The organism is Arthrobacter sp. TJ-236 (assembly GCF_058269235.1).
Map to the genome: position 1 here is coordinate 683,193 of NZ_JBZCNI010000001.1, position 14,991 is coordinate 698,183.

Sequence of the window (14,991 nt, forward strand, 5' to 3'; positions counted from 1 at the left end):
CGATACCGGCGCGGTGCCGGTGTGCGAGCCGGCACCGCGCCCCCGCGAGAGCCCTGACCCGCTCCAGCCGTCAGTCGACGGCAGGTTCGAGGAACCACAGGCGCGTCTCGCCGTACTTCTTGTCCGAGAATCTCTCGAGCCATGCGGGCCACGCTGGTTCCGGGGTCCGGGCGGACCGCTCGACCACCACCACCGCGCCGTCCGCGAGCCGGGTCTCGAGCGCCGCCAGCACGGCGAGCACCCCCTCGGCGTCGACCGTGTAGGGCGGATCCATGAGGACGAGATCCCAGGTGAGCTCCGGGGCCACCCGCTCGAGGTAGGTCTCCACCTTCGAGCGGTGCACGCGGACGGCGGTCCAGCCCAGCACCCGGTTCACGAGGTCCGCGTTGCGCTGTGCCACCGCGGCGGCCCGCTCCGCGGATTCCACGAGGTCCACGGTGGCTGCGCCGCGGCTGGCGCTCTCCACGCCGAGCGATCCCGAGCCTGCGTAGAGGTCCAGGACGTGTGCCCCGTGGAGGATGCCGTAGGACTCGAGGCGGGAGAACAATGCCTCCTTGACCCTGTCCGTGGTGGGTCGCGTGCCGTTCCCGTCGACGCTGGTGAGAGTGGAACCGCCCGCCGCTCCGGCGATGATGCGCGTCATGCTCCGACTCTATCGCCCGGTGTCAGGGCGCGCTCCACCGTTCCCGGGTACCGCGTAGACGTCCGCATGCGCATGGTGGACCGTCAGGAAGACCGGGAGGCCCGGCTCGAGCCCCAGGGCGACGACGTCCGTCGGCGCCACGTCCGCGGCCATGCCCGCTGCGTGGACCCTCACCAGGTCACCGCGGTGCTCGACGTCGCTGACGATCACTGGGATGCATGCCGTCCCCGGCGAGGACACCGGCACGCGCGACACACCCACCCGCCCCGGACGGACCACGAGGCGGAGCGACGCGGCACCGGAGGAATCGGCGGCGCCCGCCGACGGCAGGGCCCCCGGGGCCGGTCGGCCGGTGTCGGCGGGGTGGTCCTGCCCGGCCTGACTCCCGGACGCGTCGTGCTCGGCGCGCATGGGCACCGTCAGCCCGTTCTCGGCGACGAAACCCTCGCTCGTGCGCCGCCCCCGCAGCAGGTTGAGCCCTGCGAGCCGCGCGCCGAACTCGCTGACAGGGTGTGTGAGCACCTCTCCGGTGGGTCCGGCTTCGACCACCCGTCCCGCGTCGAGGAGCAGCACGCGGTCGGCGAGGAGGTACGCATCGAGGGGGTCGTGCGTCACGATGATGGCCATGCGCTCGGCGAGGACCTCCCGGAGCAGGGCACGGAGAGCCGGGGCGACCGTCACGTCGAGCGCGGAGAGCGGTTCGTCGAGCAGGAGCAGCGACGGCTCCGCCGCGAGCGCGCGGGCGACCGCGACCCGCTGCGCCTGCCCGCCGGAGAGCTGACCGGGCCGCCGCTCCGCGAGATCCTTCGCGCCGGCGCGCTCGAGCCAGCCGAGCGCCGTCGACCGCGCGTCCGCCCGCCCCACGCCGCGGCTGCGCGGGCCGAACGCCACGTTCTCGAGCACGCTGAGGTGCGGGAACAGGAGGGCCTCCTGCGCGAGCAGCGCCACACCGCGCCGTCTCGCTTCGGTGAGCCTTCTCCGGTCCGGCCCGACGTCGAAGAGCACGCGTCCGTCGAGCTCCGCCTGGCCGTCGCGGGGGGCGAGGAGCCCCGCGACGAGTGCGAGCAGCGTCGACTTCCCGGCCCCGTTCGGTCCGAGGACCGCGAGGGTCTCGCCCGGCGCGAGCTCGAAGGAGACGTCGAATCCGCGGTCGGGGAGGGCGGCCGTGAAGCGGAGTCCGGTCATCGAGGGAATCCCGCCCTCGCCCCGCCGAGCGGCCGCACCCGGTGCGCCACCCCTACGACGGCGATCGCGACGACCACGAGCACGAGGGACAGCGCCACGGCGGCGTCCGGATCGGTCTCGCGCTGGAGGTACACCTCGAGCGGCAGCGTCCTCGTGGTGCCCTGGAGGCTGCCGGCGAAGGTGAGCGTGGCGCCGAACTCGCCCAGCGCCCGCGCGAAGGACAGCACGGCGCCGGAGACCAGCGCCGGCAGCACGAGGGGCAGGGTGATGCGCCGGAGCACCGTCCACCGCCCGGCCCCGAGCGTGGCTCCCACCGCCTCGTAGCGCGTCCCGACCGTACGGAGCGCACCCTCGAGGCTGAGGACGAGGAACGGCAGCGCCACGAAGGTCTGCGACATCACCACCGCGGTGGTCGAGAACGCGACGTCGATACCCAGCGTGGCAAGACTTTCGCCGAGGAGCCCCCGGCGCCCGAACGTGTAGAGCAGCGCGATACCACCGACCACGGGCGGCAGGACCAGCGGGAGCAGGACGAGGGAGCGGAGGATCTGCTGACCACGGAACCTCGTCCGCGCGAGCACCAGCGCCATCGGTACCCCGAAGAGCACGCAGAGCGCGGTGGCGGTCACGGAAGTCCGCAGGCTGAGGAGCAGTGCCGCCGTGGCGCCCTCGGACGTGACGAGGGGGACGAACCGCGGCCAGTCGACCCGGAGGGCCATGGCCACCAGCGGCAGCACGACGAACAGACCACCCACGACGGCTACGGCCGGGACCCAGCGCGGAAGCCGTGCGCCGTCGGGGGCACGGGTCCCCGACCTCCTCACAGGAGATACGGCGGAAGGGACGGCAGGACTGACGGCGGAGCTGACGGCAGGGTTCACGGGAGGAGCCGCCCCCGCGCCGACTCCCGCGTCAGCTCCCGCAGCCGGTGCCGCACCGCGTCGTCACGGAGCACTGAACCCTGCCTCCTCGAGTACCGCCCGGCCGTCCGGCCCCGCCACGAAGTCGACGAACGCGTGCGCGGTCCGTGCCTCGTCGCTGTCCTCGAGCGCCGCGATCGGGTACACGTTGACGGCGTCCGCCGCCTCGGGGATCCCGATCCCCAGGACGGCATCCCCCGCGGCCCGCACGTCGGTCACGTAGACCAGCCCGGCGTCGGCCTCCCCTGAGACGACCTTGCCGAGGACGTCCGTCACCGATGATTCCTCGCTGACCGGGGTGAGCTCCACGCCTGCTGCCTCCGTCACGAGGGCTGCGGCCGCCCCGCACGGAACCTGCTCGGCACAGACGACCATCTTCACGTCCGGCTCCGCGGCATCCGCCAGGGTCGTGATGCCCGCGGGGTTGTCGGCGGGCACCACGAGCTGCAGGGTGTTCGTCGCGAAGGTGCGTGCGTCACCCGCGAGCAGGCCGGCGTCGCGCACCTTGGCCATGTTCCGCTCGTCGGCGGAGGCGAGGACGTCGGCGGGCGCGCCCTCCAGGATCTGCGTGGCGAGGTCCGAGGAACCCGCGACGTTGAGCGTGACCGCGCTGCCGGGATGAACGTCCTCGAACCGCGCGGCGATCTCCGTGAAGGCGTCGCTCAGCGAGGCGGCGGCGAACACCGTGATGCTGCCGTCGATCGAACCTGTCGCGTCCGTTGAGCCATCAGCGCCCGGTCCCTCGTCCGCGGGTCCCCCGCAGCCGACGAGGACCAGCCCGGCCACAGCGAGGGCTGCGAGGACCCTGAGGTGCCTGTGCCGCTGACGACCACCCACAGTGGACGGGAGCACCGTGCGGGTCCTGGCCTCCGGCTCCGGGGCGCCGCTCGACCCTCGGGCGCCGCTCACGCCCTGCCCCCGGGGGTCTCGACGATGACGGTCGTCGCCTTGACGACGGCGATCGCCACAGAGCCCTCCTCCAGACCGAGATCACGGACCGCCTCGCTGCTCATGAGCGAGACCACCCGGTGGGGACCGCACTGGAGTTCCACCTGCGCCATCACGGTGTCCATCGTGATCGCCGTGACGATCCCCACGAACCTGTTGCGGGCAGAACGCCCCACGTCCGAGGGGTCACCGGGCAGCACCGCGGTGCGCTGCGCGAGCCGCGCGAGGTCCAGGGCTTCGACGACAGTCCTGCCCGAAGCGTCCTTCGAGCTCCCGAGGGCGCCGCCGTCGATCCAGCGACGCACGGTGTCGTCGCTGACGGCCAGGTAGCGGGCCGCGTCCGCGATCCGTAAGTGCGTCATGGAACGGATGCTACTCCCTCAGACGCGGAAGTAAGATGCGTCAGCCCTTCTCGAGGAACGCTTCCTTCTCGGGATTCAGGTAGAGCTCGATGGCGAGGATCAGCCCCGGGTACTGCCCCAGGTCCGGATCCTCCGCGACGATCTCCTGCGCGTCCGTCCGGGCTTTCTCGATGACCTTCCCGTGCTGCGTGATCTTGAGGAACCGGAGCGCGGACCGCCCGCCCGACTGCGACGCACCGAGGATGTTGCCCTCCCGCCGCAGCTCGAGGTCCTTCTGCGAGAGCTCGAAGCCATCGGTCGTGGCCGCCACGGCGGCGAGGCGCTCCCTGCTGGGGTGCTCCGGCTCGAGGGACGTCACGAGCAGGCAGGTCCCCGCATGCCCTCCACGTCCGATCCGGCCACGGAGCTGGTGCAGCTGCGAGATGCCGAAGCGGTCCGCGTCCATGATCACCATGAGCGTGGCATTGGGGACGTCGACGCCCACCTCGATCACCGTCGTCGCCACCAGGAGGTCCACGGCGCCGTCGGCGAAGCGGGCCATGACGTCGGCCTTGTCCTGGGGGTCCATGCGTCCGTGCAGGATGCCCGTCACCACGCCGTCGAGCTGCGGGACGTCCGCGAGCGACGCCGCGAGGCCCACCACGCTGGTGAGGGGCTGGGCCGCCTTGGCCTCCGTCGGCTGGTCACCGTAGAGCACCTCGGGGGCGTCGTCGTCGCCCTTCGCGTCATCACCGATCTTGGGGCACACCACGTAGACCTGCCGGCCGGCGTCGATCTCCTCGCGCGCCCGCGACCACACCCTTTGCATCCAGGCGGGGTGCTCGGTGAGCCCCACCTCGTGGGTCGCGATGGGCGACCGCCCCGCCGGCAGTTCGGACAGGGTGGAGGTCTCGAGGTCACCGAAGACGGTCATGGCGACGGTCCGCGGGATCGGCGTCGCCGTCATGACGAGGACGTGGGGCGAGGTGCGCGCCTTGGTGCGGAGCGCGTCGCGCTGCTCCACACCGAAGCGGTGCTGCTCGTCCACCACGATCAGGCCGAGATCGAAGAAGGCGACGTTGTCCGAGAGGAGGGCGTGCGTTCCGATCACGATGCCGGCGTCACCGGACGCCGCGTCGAGGAGTGACCTCTTGCGCTGCGCCGTCGACATGGAGCCGGTGAGCAGCACCACGCGCGTGCCATCGGCCGCTCCACCGAGCATTCCGCCTTCGGCGAGGGGGCCGAGCGTGCGCGTGATGGACTGCAGGTGCTGGGCCGCGAGGACCTCGGTGGGCGCGAGGAGCGCGGCCTGCCCTCCGGCGTCGATGACCTGGAGCATGGCGCGCAGGGCCACGAGGGTCTTGCCCGATCCCACCTCGCCCTGGAGCAGCCGGTTCATCGGGTGGTCCCGCGCGAGATCCTCGGCGAGCGTCGCGCCGACGTCGAGTTGCCCCTGGGTCAGCCTGAAGGGCAGGCGGGCGTCGAACTGCGCGAGGAGGCCGTCGGCGCGCGGCGGGCGGGCCGTGGCCTCCTCACGCGCCGCGAGCGCACGACGCCGGGCGAGCGCCGCCTGCAGCACGAACGCCTCCTGGTAGCGGAGCCGGTGCTGGGCGCGGTAGGCGTCCTCGACCTGCTGCGGGCGGTGCACCAGCTCGTACGCGGACGTGATGCTCATGAGCTTGTCGCGGCGGGCGATCGACGCCGGCACGGGATCGTCCAGCTCGGTCAGCTGCAGCGTGTCCAGCACGGTGGCGACCGCCTTGGCGATCTTCTCGCTGTCGAGCTTCTCCACCGCCGGGTACACCGGGATGGGTCGGTTGATGTCCTCGGGGGCGTCGCCCTCGTCGAGGAGGGAGTACCGGGGGTTGGTCAGCGAGAGCTTGCCGCGGTAGACGGTGACCTTGCCGGAGAACATGGCGCGCACGCCCGGGCGGAGCTCGCGCTCCGCCGCGTAGCCGTTGAAGTAGGTGAGGTTCATCCCGCCGAGTCCGCCCTCGGCGTCGTCGGTGATGGTGACCTCGAGCAGCATGCCCTTGCGTGTGCGCATCCTCCGCGAGGCAGCGGACTGCACCCGGGCGATCAGCGTCACCTCCTCGTCCACGGGGACGTCGGCGATGGGTGTCAGCTCGCCGCGTTTGAGGTAGGTGCGCGGGAAGTGGTTGAGCAGCTCGCCCACGGTGGTGATGCCGAAGTGCTTCTCGAGCGGTTTCGCCACCGCGCCGAGGCGCCTCTCGAGCGGGGCGTCGAGCTCCGGGACGCGCGCTGCCGGGAGGGCGTCAGGTGTCACGGGCCTCGGCTCCGACGTCCGTGGCGCGGGGTGCGGCGAGCTGCGTGACGCTGATGTTCACCGGTTCGCCCGCCTGGTGGATGAGCGCGAGCGCGCGCTCGGCGTCCGGTACGTGCACGTGGACCCTCCAGCGGTAGCCCTCGGGTGCCTCGGTGACCGCACTCATGATCACGGAGTCGCCGAGCTCGTCGAGGTGCAGGCGGAGGGTCGCGGCGTCCAGGGGGCTGAGGTTGATGGTGCACATGACCTCCACGCCCTCGGCGTCGCCGCCCGCGTGGATGTGGGGCGCCTGGACGGCGTAACCGTGCAGCCCGTCCAGCAGTTCGTCCTGCAGTTCCTCCCCGAGCGCCGCGGCCCTCAGGGCATCGAGGATGAGGAGGAAGCCGACCCCGCCGGCGTCGACGACCTTCGCGGCGGTGAGGGCGCCCAGCTGGCTCTCGGTGTCCACGACCGCCCGCAGGGCGTCCTGGACGGCGGATTCGAGGGTCAGCGCGAGCGCATGGTTGCTGTCGTCCGAGGCGTGCGCCGCGGAGGTCGTGCCCGCTGCCCGGGCGCTCGCCTCGAGCACGGAGAGCATGGTGCCGGGTACGGGGTCGCTGAGGGCGGACCAGCTGCGGATCTGCGCGCGGTGCAGGGATGCCGTGAGGAGCGTGCACGTCAGGCGGGTGACGCCGTGCAGCGGTTCCGCGAAGGCCGCGAGGAACACGGCGAACAGCGTCCCGGAGTTGCCGCGGGCGTCCTCCATGGCTGCGCGCCCCGCGATGGTGAGGAGGTCCCCCAGATCCGTGGTCGGATCGCCGTGCACGGCCCGGGCCGCGGCCCGTACGGTCTGGTAGAGGTTGGTACCGGTGTCGCCGTCCGCGACCGGGAAGATGTTGATGGCGTTCAGGCGGTCGCTGTGGTTACCGAGGGATTCTTCGGCCTTGCTCAACCAGCGCTTCATCGCCGCGGCGTTCGCGGTGACCTTAGTGTGCAAAGTGATCCCATCCCCTGAGAGCTGTCGCCCGTGACGCCAGTGTCACCTGCGGCGTGCCCGGCACGATCGAGCCTACCGCAGTGAAACCCGGTGGCAGGGGGGTGTTTCCCGGGAACGTCGCCAGCAGTCCGTGGTCCTCCCCACCCCCGAGCACCCAGTCCATCGCGTCCGTTCCCAGCTGCTCCGCGGCGGGCGCGAGGGCGCTCGCGAAGGGCTGTAGTGCGTCCGCGTCGAGGTCCAGCCGCACGGTGCTCGCCGCGGCGATCCGCCCGGCGTCGCGCACGAGCCCGTCGGAGATGTCCAGCATGGCCGTGGCTCCCGCGCGGGCGGCGGCGGGTCCCGCATCCAGCGGGGGCGACGGGCGGAGTTGCGCGGCGACCAGCGCCTCGCCGAGGGCGCCGAACCGGGCGGGAGCTCCACCGTCCTCGAGGATGGCGAGCCCAGCGGCGGCCCGGCCGAGCGTTCCCGCGACCGCGACGACGTCGCCGACCCTCGCTCCGGATCGCACGACGGCGGGCCCGTCGAGCACTCCTGTCACGGCCGCCGTGACGACGAGCTGCGCTCCTCCCCCGAGGTCACCGCCCACCACGGAGCACTCGTGCGCCCCGAGCCCGAGGAGGGCCGCGGCGAGACCCCGGGCGCAGTCCTCCACCCAGGGGACGGGCGTGTGCCGCGGGAGGGTGAGGCTCACGACGAGCGCCGTGGCTCTCCCGCCCATGGCGTTGATGTCGCTGAGGTTCTGCGCCGCGGACTTCCACCCGACGTCGTACCCCGTGGTCACGAAGCCGTTGGCGCGCAGGAGCCGGAAGTCGTGGTCCTCCGTCAGAGTGTCCATGGAGATGACCACCGGACCCGGCGTCGGCACGAGCACGGCGGCGTCGTCGCCCGGTCCCACCACGGCACTGTGCGGAGCGCCGAGGAGCGGCAGGATCCGCGCGAGCAGTTCACCCTCGCTGAGCTCCGCGACGGTCGGTGCGTGGGCTGGGCCGTCGGAGCCGCCGGAGCCGCGGGAGTTGCGCGGGATCGGGGACATGCGTCCTACCGTACGGCCCGGTACCGACCGGACCGTCCACCGGCCGGACGGCGACCGGTCACGACGACGGCGTCAGCGCGGCGACGTAGGCCGCGAGCCGCTCGGCGGCCGGAGCGGGCGAGAAGCCCGTGGCACGGATCCTGGACAGGTCGAGCGCGCTCTGCAGCGGGCGCGGCGCAGCCTCCTTGCCCGCGAAGTACTCGGCCGTGCTGACGCCGGTGACGTCCCGGCGCTCCCGACCGCTGAGCGCGAAGACCTCCGCGGCGATGTCCGCCCAGCTCTCGGGCTCGCCCTCGTTGGTGACGTTGTACGTCCCGAACGGGGCCCCCATCTGCAACAGGTGGAGCGCGGCGGCGGCGATGTCCTCGGTGAAGCTCAGGCGACCGATCTGGTCCTCCACGACGCTCGGCGAGATGCCGCGGCCCGCGAGGTTCGCCATGGTGCGGACGAAGTTCGCGCCCTCGCCGATGACCCAGCTGGTGCGGAGGATGTAGTGGCGCGGAACCGTGGCGACGATCGCGTCTCCCGCCGCCTTCGTCTGGCCGTACACCCCGAGCGGGCTGAACGGCTCGTCCTCGTGGTGCAGCGCCTTCGAGCCGTCGAAGACGTAGTCGCTGGAGACATGCACGAGGGTCAGGCGGTGCGCCGTCGCCACGCGGGCGAGGGCAGCGACTCCCGTGACGTTGACGGCCCAGGCGGCAGCGCGGCCCTCGGGGGTCTCGGCGGCGTCCACCGCGGTGTAGGCGGCGGCGTTGATGATGGTGCCGTATCCGGACCATGCCCGGGCCGTGTCGAGGGTGCCGGAGAGCAGGTCGAGGTCCGCGCGGGAGGCGAACTCGACCGAGGGGTGACCCGCGAGGGCCGTCCGCAGGGCCTTCCCGAGCTGGCCGTCCGCACCCACCACCAGGGTGGTCCGGGGTGCGAGGGGGGTGACGTCGGCGAGGCGGGGGTGCTGCCGGTCCTTCTCGGAGAGTTCCGCGTCGGCGAGCGGGATGGGCCACGGGATGTCCGCCGTCTCGTCGGCGAGGTTCAGGAAGACGTACTGCCCCTGTGCGTCGGCCGACCAGTGGTCGTTGACGAGGTAGGTGTAGGCCGTGCCGTCCTCGAGCGTCTGGAAGGCGTTGCCCACGCCGCGCGGGATGAAGATGGCGGTGGAGGGATCGAGCTCGGCCGTGAAGACGGCACCGAAGGAGGGCCCTTCGCGGAGGTCCACCCATGCTCCGAAGACGCGCCCCGTGGCCACCGAGATGAACTTGTCCCAGGGCTCGGCGTGGATGCCGCGCGTGGTGCCGGCGGTCTCGTTGAACGAGATGTTGTTCTGCACGGGTCCGAAGTCCTCGAGTCCGGCAGCCGTCATCTTGGCCCGCTGCCAGTTCTCCTTGAACCAGCCGCGGTTGTCGCCGTGCACCGGGAGGTCGAAGAGGACGACGCCGGGGATCGGCGTCTCGCGGGAACCGAGGGGCTTGGAGAAGGTGGGGCCCACGCTCTACTGCCCCAGCTCGGTGTACTTGGTCTCGGTCACGGCCTTCTGCGGCCGCCACCACGCCTCGTTGACGCGGTACCAGGCGATGGTGTCGCGGAGGCCCTGCTCGAAGTGGTGGAACTCGGGCTCCCAGCCGAGCTCGGTGCGCAGCTTGGTGGAGTCGATCGCGTAGCGGAGATCGTGCCCGGCACGGTCCACCACGTGGTCGTAGGCGTCGGCAGCCTGGCCCATCTCGGTCAGGATGAGTTCGACGACGTCCTTGTTGTTCCGCTCGCCGTCAGCGCCGATCAGGTAGGTCTGGCCGATCGCACCCTTGTTCAGGATGGTCCACACGGCCGAGGAGTGGTCGTTGGCGTGGATCCAGTCCCGCACGTTGAGGCCCTCGCCGTAGAGCTTGGGGCGGACGCCGTCGATCACGTTGGTGATCTGGCGCGGGATGAACTTCTCGACGTGCTGGTACGGGCCGTAGTTGTTGGAGCAGTTGCTGATGGTGGCCTGGAGGCCGAAGGAGCGCACCCACGCGCGCACCAGGAGGTCGGAACCGGCTTTCGTCGAGGAGTACGGGCTCGACGGGTTGTAGGGGGTCTTTTCGGTGAACCGGGCGGGGTCGTCCAGCTCGAGGTCGCCGTACACCTCGTCGGTGCTGATGTGGTGGAAGCGCACGCCGTCACGGCGGGCCGCCTCGATCAGGGTGTAGGTGCCGATGATGTTGGTGTCGAGGAACGGCCGGGGGTCGTGCAGCGAGTTGTCGTTGTGCGACTCCGCCGCGTAGTGGACGACGGCGTCGGCACGCCTCACGAGGGGGTCCACGACGGCGGCATCCGCGATGTCCCCGACCACGAGCTCGAAGCGGTCGGCGGGCAGCCCCTCCAGGGAGGCGTGGTTGCCGGCGTAGGTCATCTTGTCCAGCACGGTCACGGAGGCGTCGGTGTGCTCCATGAGGTAGTGCACGAAGTTGGACCCTATAAAGCCGGCGCCGCCGGTCACCAGAAGATTCTTCACGCCCTGCACTTTACCGGTCGAGTGCCGGCCGGGCCCTCCGCGACGCCCGGACCCCCGATTCGTCCTGCCGGGCTGCCTACTGGTGGAGGCCCCGCCGGCGGACCGCGTAGACGACGCCTGCGGCGACCAGGGCCGCGAGGACTCCTGCACCGACGAGGACCACCGGCAGGGGCGAGGACGCCCGTTCCTCCTCCGCCACCACCGGGTCACCGGACACCGTGGCTGTCCGGGTTGCACGAGGCGTGGCGCTGGTGGTGACGTCGGCGCCCGTGGGGCCGACGGAGGGTGCCATGGGCGCTGCAGGCGTCGGGGTCGCGACGTCCGGGGCGGGCGTGGATGGTGTCGCAGGAGCGCTGGTCGCGGCGGTCGCGGAGGCCGTCGCCGTCGTGCCCGGCGAGGAGGATGCTGTCGGTTCGGCCGGACCGGGCGCGGGTGCGGGCTCCTCGCCCTCGATCGGCACGACCTCCCCGGTGACCGGGTCGTATCGCAGATTGGTGTAGATCAGGGTGTCCGCGAACACGAGGTTCCCGGTGCCCGGCTCGATGAGGTGGCCCGTTCCGGGATGCACGAGGAACCGGGTGCGCGCGTTGATCGCGAAGCCCGTGGCCGGGTCGATCCCGTCCGTGGCCAGCGGATCGACGGCCGGAGGAGCGGGCTCGCCGAAGGTGGCGCCGGGTTGGGGCTGCTCGACGACGGCCGGCTGCTCCACGACGGCGGGTACCGCCAGCAGGGCCCCGGACGCCGAGGAGCCTCCAACCAGCAATCCGGCCGCTGCCAGCGCGGCGGCGACGGGGAGGCGGCGGGACTTGAGCGTCATCGATGCGGTCGGGGTGCTGCGGTGCGGGGCTGTCATTCGTCCTCGATCGGGCTCTCGCGACGGCGTCGGACGCCGGCCGCGGGTGGTGGGCCGCGGCCTGAGACCGCCGCGGCACCTGAATCGTACCGGCGCCAGGCACCGGATCACGCCCCGGACGCCACCGCGCCGGTCGTGTCGCGCGCGGCGGGATCGGCGCTGGATCGGCTGCGGACCGGCGGCGAAGTTCCGGCCCCGGCCAGGCGGGGCGGTCCGGGGCCGGTTCGGGACAGAGCTGGGGCAGGATTGGGGCAGGTCCAGGGCGCCTCCACCCTGTCGCGGCCGCACCACCTACTAGGCTGAGCCCATGCGTGCCCCCTCCCGCGCGGCGCTGGCACTGATGTCCGCCGCCCTCCTGACCGCACTGACCGGCTGCGCCTCCGTGGTTGACGTCGACGCCGCGGAGGACGCCGACGACGCCCGATGCGCCGACGTGATGATCGCCCTGCCGCCGTTGGTCGCCGAGAACGACCAGCGGGAGACGAACAGCCAGGCGACCTCCGCCTGGGGCGACCCCTCGAAAGTGGTGCTGCGCTGCGGCGTCACCGCCCCGGGCCCCACGACGGACCCGTGCGTCACGGTGAACGACGTCGACTGGGTGGTCCGCGAGGGTGACCCCGCCTGGACTGCGACCACCTACGGGCGTGAGCCCGCCGTGGAGGTCCTGTTCGATCCGGACGAGGTGGCCTCCAGCACCGTGCTGGTGGAACTCGGCGACGCCGTCTCGCGGGTGGAGCAGACCCGCGCCTGCGTGGGACTCGCCGAGGCCACCCCGGTCCCCGAGGGCGGCTGACCACGCGTGCTGCCCGCCGCAACCCCGCACGACCACTGGCGTGTGCGCCCCCTTCCCCGCAGGCTGGACGACAGACATCCGTCAGGACCACCCCACCACCGCCGGGAGGCACCGTGAAAGCCGAGCAGATCTCCGACGTCGTCACCTTCCACGGCGAAGGGCCCTACTGGGACCCGCGGCGCAGCGAGCTGATGCTCGTGGACATGATGGAGGGCGATGTGCTGGTGCGGCACGACGACGGCTCGATCGACCGCCACGACGTCCACCCGAGCCTCGCCGGCGTGATCCGGGGGCGATCCTCGGGCGGGTACGTGATCGGCGTGGAGCGCGGCTTCCTCTTCGCCGACGACGACTTCTCGGTGCTCGATGCAGGGCCCGAGGCCTTCACCGACACCTCGGTGCGGATGAACGACGGCGGCTGCGACCCCCGCGGGCGCTTCCTCTGCGGCTCCATGGGCTGGGAGGGCGGCTTCGGGGCCGGCACCCTCTATTCGTTGGGACCCGACCACGCGGTGTCGACCGTGCTCACCGGCATCACCATCTCGAACGGCCTGCACTTCTCCCCCGACGGCGGCACCGCGTACTTCAGCGACACCCCGACGGGCCGCATCGACGCCCTCGGCTACGACATCGAGGCGGGCCGCTTCACCGACCGTCGCACCTTCGCCGTCGTCGAACCCGCGCTCGGCATGCCCGACGGCATGGCGATCGACGCGGAGGGCGGCATCTGGACCGCGCTCTACGGCGGTGGGGCGGTGGCACGGTTCGACGCCCACGGCAGGCTGTCGGAGCACATCCCGCTGCCCGTCACCAACATCACGGCCTGCGCCTTCGGCGGGCCGGACCTCTCGACGCTGTTCATCACGACCACGCGGGAGAACATCCCCGAGGGGTCGGAGCCACACGCGGGGGCCCTGTTCGCGGTCACGCCGGGTGTAGTCGGTGCGGCGCTGCCGATGTTCGAGGGCTGACGTCCGCGCGTCGATGGACCGCGGCCTGATGTTCGAAGGCTGACCTCTGGGAGCTGATGTCCGGGGGTCGATGTCCCCAGCTGACGCCGAGGGCCTGAGCGGCCCGGATCTCCGTCGGGAACCCGCACGGGAAGGGGTGCACCCTCCTGCGAACGACCACTGTCATGCGACCGCAGGAGGGATGCCCACCGACATTCGGACCAACGCTCGAGGTGGATGGGTGCCGATCGGGCCACCGACACCCTGTCGGTGGGACGGGACCCGTCAGAGGATCGGCTGCCCTACCGTGACGGCGATCCGCGCGCCCGAGACGTAGCTGGCCTCGTCCGATGCCAGGAGCACGTACACCGGTGCGAGTTCGGCGGGCCGGCCCGCGCGCTGCATCGGCACCTGCTGGCCGAAGCTCTCCACCTGCTCCGTGGGCATGGTCGCCGGGATGAGCGGAGTCCAGATGGGCCCGGGGGCCACGGAGTTGACGCGGGTCCCGCGCCCGGCGAGGAGCTGGGCCATGGACGCGGCCATGTTGGCGATGCCCGCCTTCGTGGCCGAATAGGGCATCAGGGTGGGCACGGGGTTGTCCGAGTTCACCGAACTGGAGCCGATGATCGAACCGCCCGGGCCCATGTGCGGGAGCACCACCTTCGTGAGCTGGAAGAACGCGCTGAGGTTGGTCGCGAGCGTGTGGTCCCACTCCTCGTCGAGGATTTCCTCGATGGTCTCGTGCGTCATCTGGAACGCGGCGTTGCTGACCAGGATGTCCACCCTGCCGAGTTCTGCGACCGCCGCGTCGATCAGCGCGCGGCAGGTGGCCGGGTCCGCGAGCTCCCCGGGAAACAGGACGGCCTTGCGGCCCGCCTCCTCCACCCAGCGCGCGGTCTCGCGGGCGTCGTCGTCCTCGTCCAGGTAGCTGATCACGACGTCCGCGCCCTCCCGTGCGTAGGCGATCGCGACCGCGCGGCCGATCCCGCTGTCGCCACCGGTGATCACGGCCTTCTTGCCCTCCAGTCGCCCGGAGCCCCGGTAGGAGGTCTCGCCGCGGGCGGTCGCCAGGTGCGCGCCGACGATCTCGACATCCGCCGCATCTCCTGTTCGTTCCGCCACTTCGCCCGCCAGCGCGTCCGTCAGGCCTATGACAGCTTCGCCCAGCCAGGGCGCCGCGCCGTCGAACTCGGACTCCTGCCCGCCCTGCTCCTCGTGGGGCGGACTGCTCGACCACCGCGCACCGCGGCGCTCGCGGCCCTCGCCGTCGTTCTCGTCGCGGAGAGCGGACGACGACGGCGAGACGGTACCGCCGTGTTCCCTCCGGGCACCTGTCTCTGGGCTCCGCTGTGGGTGCTCGAGCGGGCGGTGGCGAGCGGGCTGGCCGTGGTCAGCCGGGCGCGCGGCGGTGTGCGCTACGCGGGCGGCCGGATGCGGCTCGCCGCGCACTCCGTCAGGCAGCTGCGCGCGCGGATCGCGGCGGGCGGCGCGCCGTCGTCGCTGCCGTCGCCGTCACCGTCCCCGTCGTCGCCGTCGTCGGACGGCCGGTGAATCCTGCAGGCGGCGACCGGACCACC

Annotated in this window: 15 protein-coding genes; 3 read left to right on the top strand and 12 right to left on the bottom strand. The window is 72.1% G+C overall.

All coding sequences use genetic code 11. The features are described from left to right. Positions 1-70: 70 nt before the first annotated feature. From rsmD to AC4D16_RS03250, 11 genes are all read right to left on the bottom strand, one after another. Positions 71-643, bottom strand: coding sequence for a 16S rRNA (guanine(966)-N(2))-methyltransferase RsmD (gene rsmD / locus AC4D16_RS03200; protein WP_490948979.1), 573 nt, complete (start codon positions 641-643; stop codon positions 71-73). Between the two features lie 9 nt (positions 644-652). Then, complete coding sequence (locus tag AC4D16_RS03205) at positions 653-1,828, bottom strand: sulfate/molybdate ABC transporter ATP-binding protein (protein ID WP_490953934.1); 1,176 nt, start codon at positions 1,826-1,828, stop codon at positions 653-655. Beyond that, positions 1,825-2,583: an ABC transporter permease gene (locus AC4D16_RS03210; protein WP_490953935.1), complete on the bottom strand. Its 759-nt coding sequence runs from the start codon at positions 2,581-2,583 to the stop codon at positions 1,825-1,827. The genes AC4D16_RS03205 and AC4D16_RS03210 overlap by 4 nt, the downstream gene beginning before the upstream one ends. Positions 2,584-2,772: 189 nt before the next feature. Beyond that, positions 2,773-3,600, bottom strand: a complete 828-nt coding sequence (modA, locus tag AC4D16_RS03215) for a molybdate ABC transporter substrate-binding protein (protein WP_490953936.1) — start codon at positions 3,598-3,600, stop codon at positions 2,773-2,775. Positions 3,601-3,653: 53 nt separating this feature from the next. Continuing rightward, positions 3,654-4,058 carry a TOBE domain-containing protein gene (locus AC4D16_RS03220; protein WP_490953937.1) on the bottom strand — a complete coding sequence of 135 codons (405 nt, stop codon included), beginning with the start codon at positions 4,056-4,058 and terminating at the stop codon, positions 3,654-3,656. 40 nt (positions 4,059-4,098) lie between these two features. Further along, entirely contained in the window at positions 4,099-6,324 is a 2,226-nt protein-coding gene (locus AC4D16_RS03225) for an ATP-dependent DNA helicase RecG (protein ID WP_490953938.1), read from the bottom strand. After that, a complete protein-coding gene (locus tag AC4D16_RS03230) occupies positions 6,314-7,267 on the bottom strand; it encodes a DAK2 domain-containing protein (protein WP_490954663.1) in 954 nt (317 codons plus the stop codon). The genes AC4D16_RS03225 and AC4D16_RS03230 overlap by 11 nt, the downstream gene beginning before the upstream one ends. A gap of 22 nt (positions 7,268-7,289) precedes the next feature. Next, the gene (gene thiL / locus AC4D16_RS03235; protein ID WP_490953939.1) at positions 7,290-8,333 is read right to left on the bottom strand and encodes a thiamine-phosphate kinase; all 1,044 of its coding nucleotides are present in this window, start codon (positions 8,331-8,333) and stop codon (positions 7,290-7,292) included. A gap of 58 nt (positions 8,334-8,391) precedes the next feature. Then, positions 8,392-9,816 carry a sugar nucleotide-binding protein gene (locus tag AC4D16_RS03240; RefSeq protein ID WP_490953940.1) on the bottom strand — a complete coding sequence of 475 codons (1,425 nt, stop codon included), beginning with the start codon at positions 9,814-9,816 and terminating at the stop codon, positions 8,392-8,394. 3 nt (positions 9,817-9,819) lie between these two features. Continuing rightward, complete coding sequence (gene rfbB, locus AC4D16_RS03245) at positions 9,820-10,818, bottom strand: dTDP-glucose 4,6-dehydratase (protein WP_490953941.1); 999 nt, start codon at positions 10,816-10,818, stop codon at positions 9,820-9,822. A 76-nt stretch (positions 10,819-10,894) separates the two neighbouring features. Continuing rightward, positions 10,895-11,671 carry a hypothetical protein gene (locus tag AC4D16_RS03250; protein ID WP_490948970.1) on the bottom strand — a complete coding sequence of 259 codons (777 nt, stop codon included), beginning with the start codon at positions 11,669-11,671 and terminating at the stop codon, positions 10,895-10,897. A gap of 307 nt (positions 11,672-11,978) precedes the next feature. On the opposite strand from AC4D16_RS03250, the gene AC4D16_RS03255 reads away from it, so the two are divergent. Together AC4D16_RS03255 and AC4D16_RS03260 are read left to right on the top strand one after the other, a co-directional pair. Then, on the top strand, positions 11,979-12,464 hold the full coding sequence (locus AC4D16_RS03255; protein WP_490948969.1) for a DUF3515 family protein: 486 nt from the start codon (positions 11,979-11,981) through the stop codon (positions 12,462-12,464). A 113-nt stretch (positions 12,465-12,577) separates the two neighbouring features. Beyond that, a complete protein-coding gene (locus AC4D16_RS03260) occupies positions 12,578-13,435 on the top strand; it encodes an SMP-30/gluconolactonase/LRE family protein (RefSeq protein ID WP_490948968.1) in 858 nt (285 codons plus the stop codon). A 264-nt stretch (positions 13,436-13,699) separates the two neighbouring features. Here the strand turns inward: AC4D16_RS03260 and AC4D16_RS03265 are convergent, their stop codons facing one another. Beyond that, the gene (locus AC4D16_RS03265; protein WP_490953942.1) at positions 13,700-14,536 is read right to left on the bottom strand and encodes an SDR family oxidoreductase; all 837 of its coding nucleotides are present in this window, start codon (positions 14,534-14,536) and stop codon (positions 13,700-13,702) included. Here AC4D16_RS03265 and AC4D16_RS03270 point away from each other — a divergent pair. Continuing rightward, positions 14,486-14,965, top strand: a complete 480-nt coding sequence (locus AC4D16_RS03270; protein ID WP_490953943.1) for a hypothetical protein — start codon at positions 14,486-14,488, stop codon at positions 14,963-14,965. The genes AC4D16_RS03265 and AC4D16_RS03270 overlap by 51 nt on opposite strands. The last annotated feature ends 26 nt before the right edge of the window (positions 14,966-14,991 follow it).

What these genes read in the sequence shown, in the direction of transcription:
- rsmD (WP_490948979.1), bottom strand. Translation starts at nt 643, where the DNA reads ATGACGCGCATCATCGCCGGAGCGGCGGGCGGTTCCACTCTCACCAGC.
- AC4D16_RS03205 (WP_490953934.1), bottom strand. Translation starts at nt 1,828, where the DNA reads ATGACCGGACTCCGCTTCACGGCCGCCCTCCCCGACCGCGGATTCGAC.
- AC4D16_RS03220 (WP_490953937.1), bottom strand. Translation starts at nt 4,058, where the DNA reads ATGACGCACTTACGGATCGCGGACGCGGCCCGCTACCTGGCCGTCAGC.
- AC4D16_RS03230 (WP_490954663.1), bottom strand. Translation starts at nt 7,267, where the DNA reads ATGAAGCGCTGGTTGAGCAAGGCCGAAGAATCCCTCGGTAACCACAGC.
- thiL (WP_490953939.1), bottom strand. Translation starts at nt 8,333, where the DNA reads ATGTCCCCGATCCCGCGCAACTCCCGCGGCTCCGGCGGCTCCGACGGC.
- AC4D16_RS03250 (WP_490948970.1), bottom strand. Translation starts at nt 11,671, where the DNA reads ATGACAGCCCCGCACCGCAGCACCCCGACCGCATCGATGACGCTCAAG.
- AC4D16_RS03255 (WP_490948969.1), top strand. Translation starts at nt 11,979, where the DNA reads ATGCGTGCCCCCTCCCGCGCGGCGCTGGCACTGATGTCCGCCGCCCTC.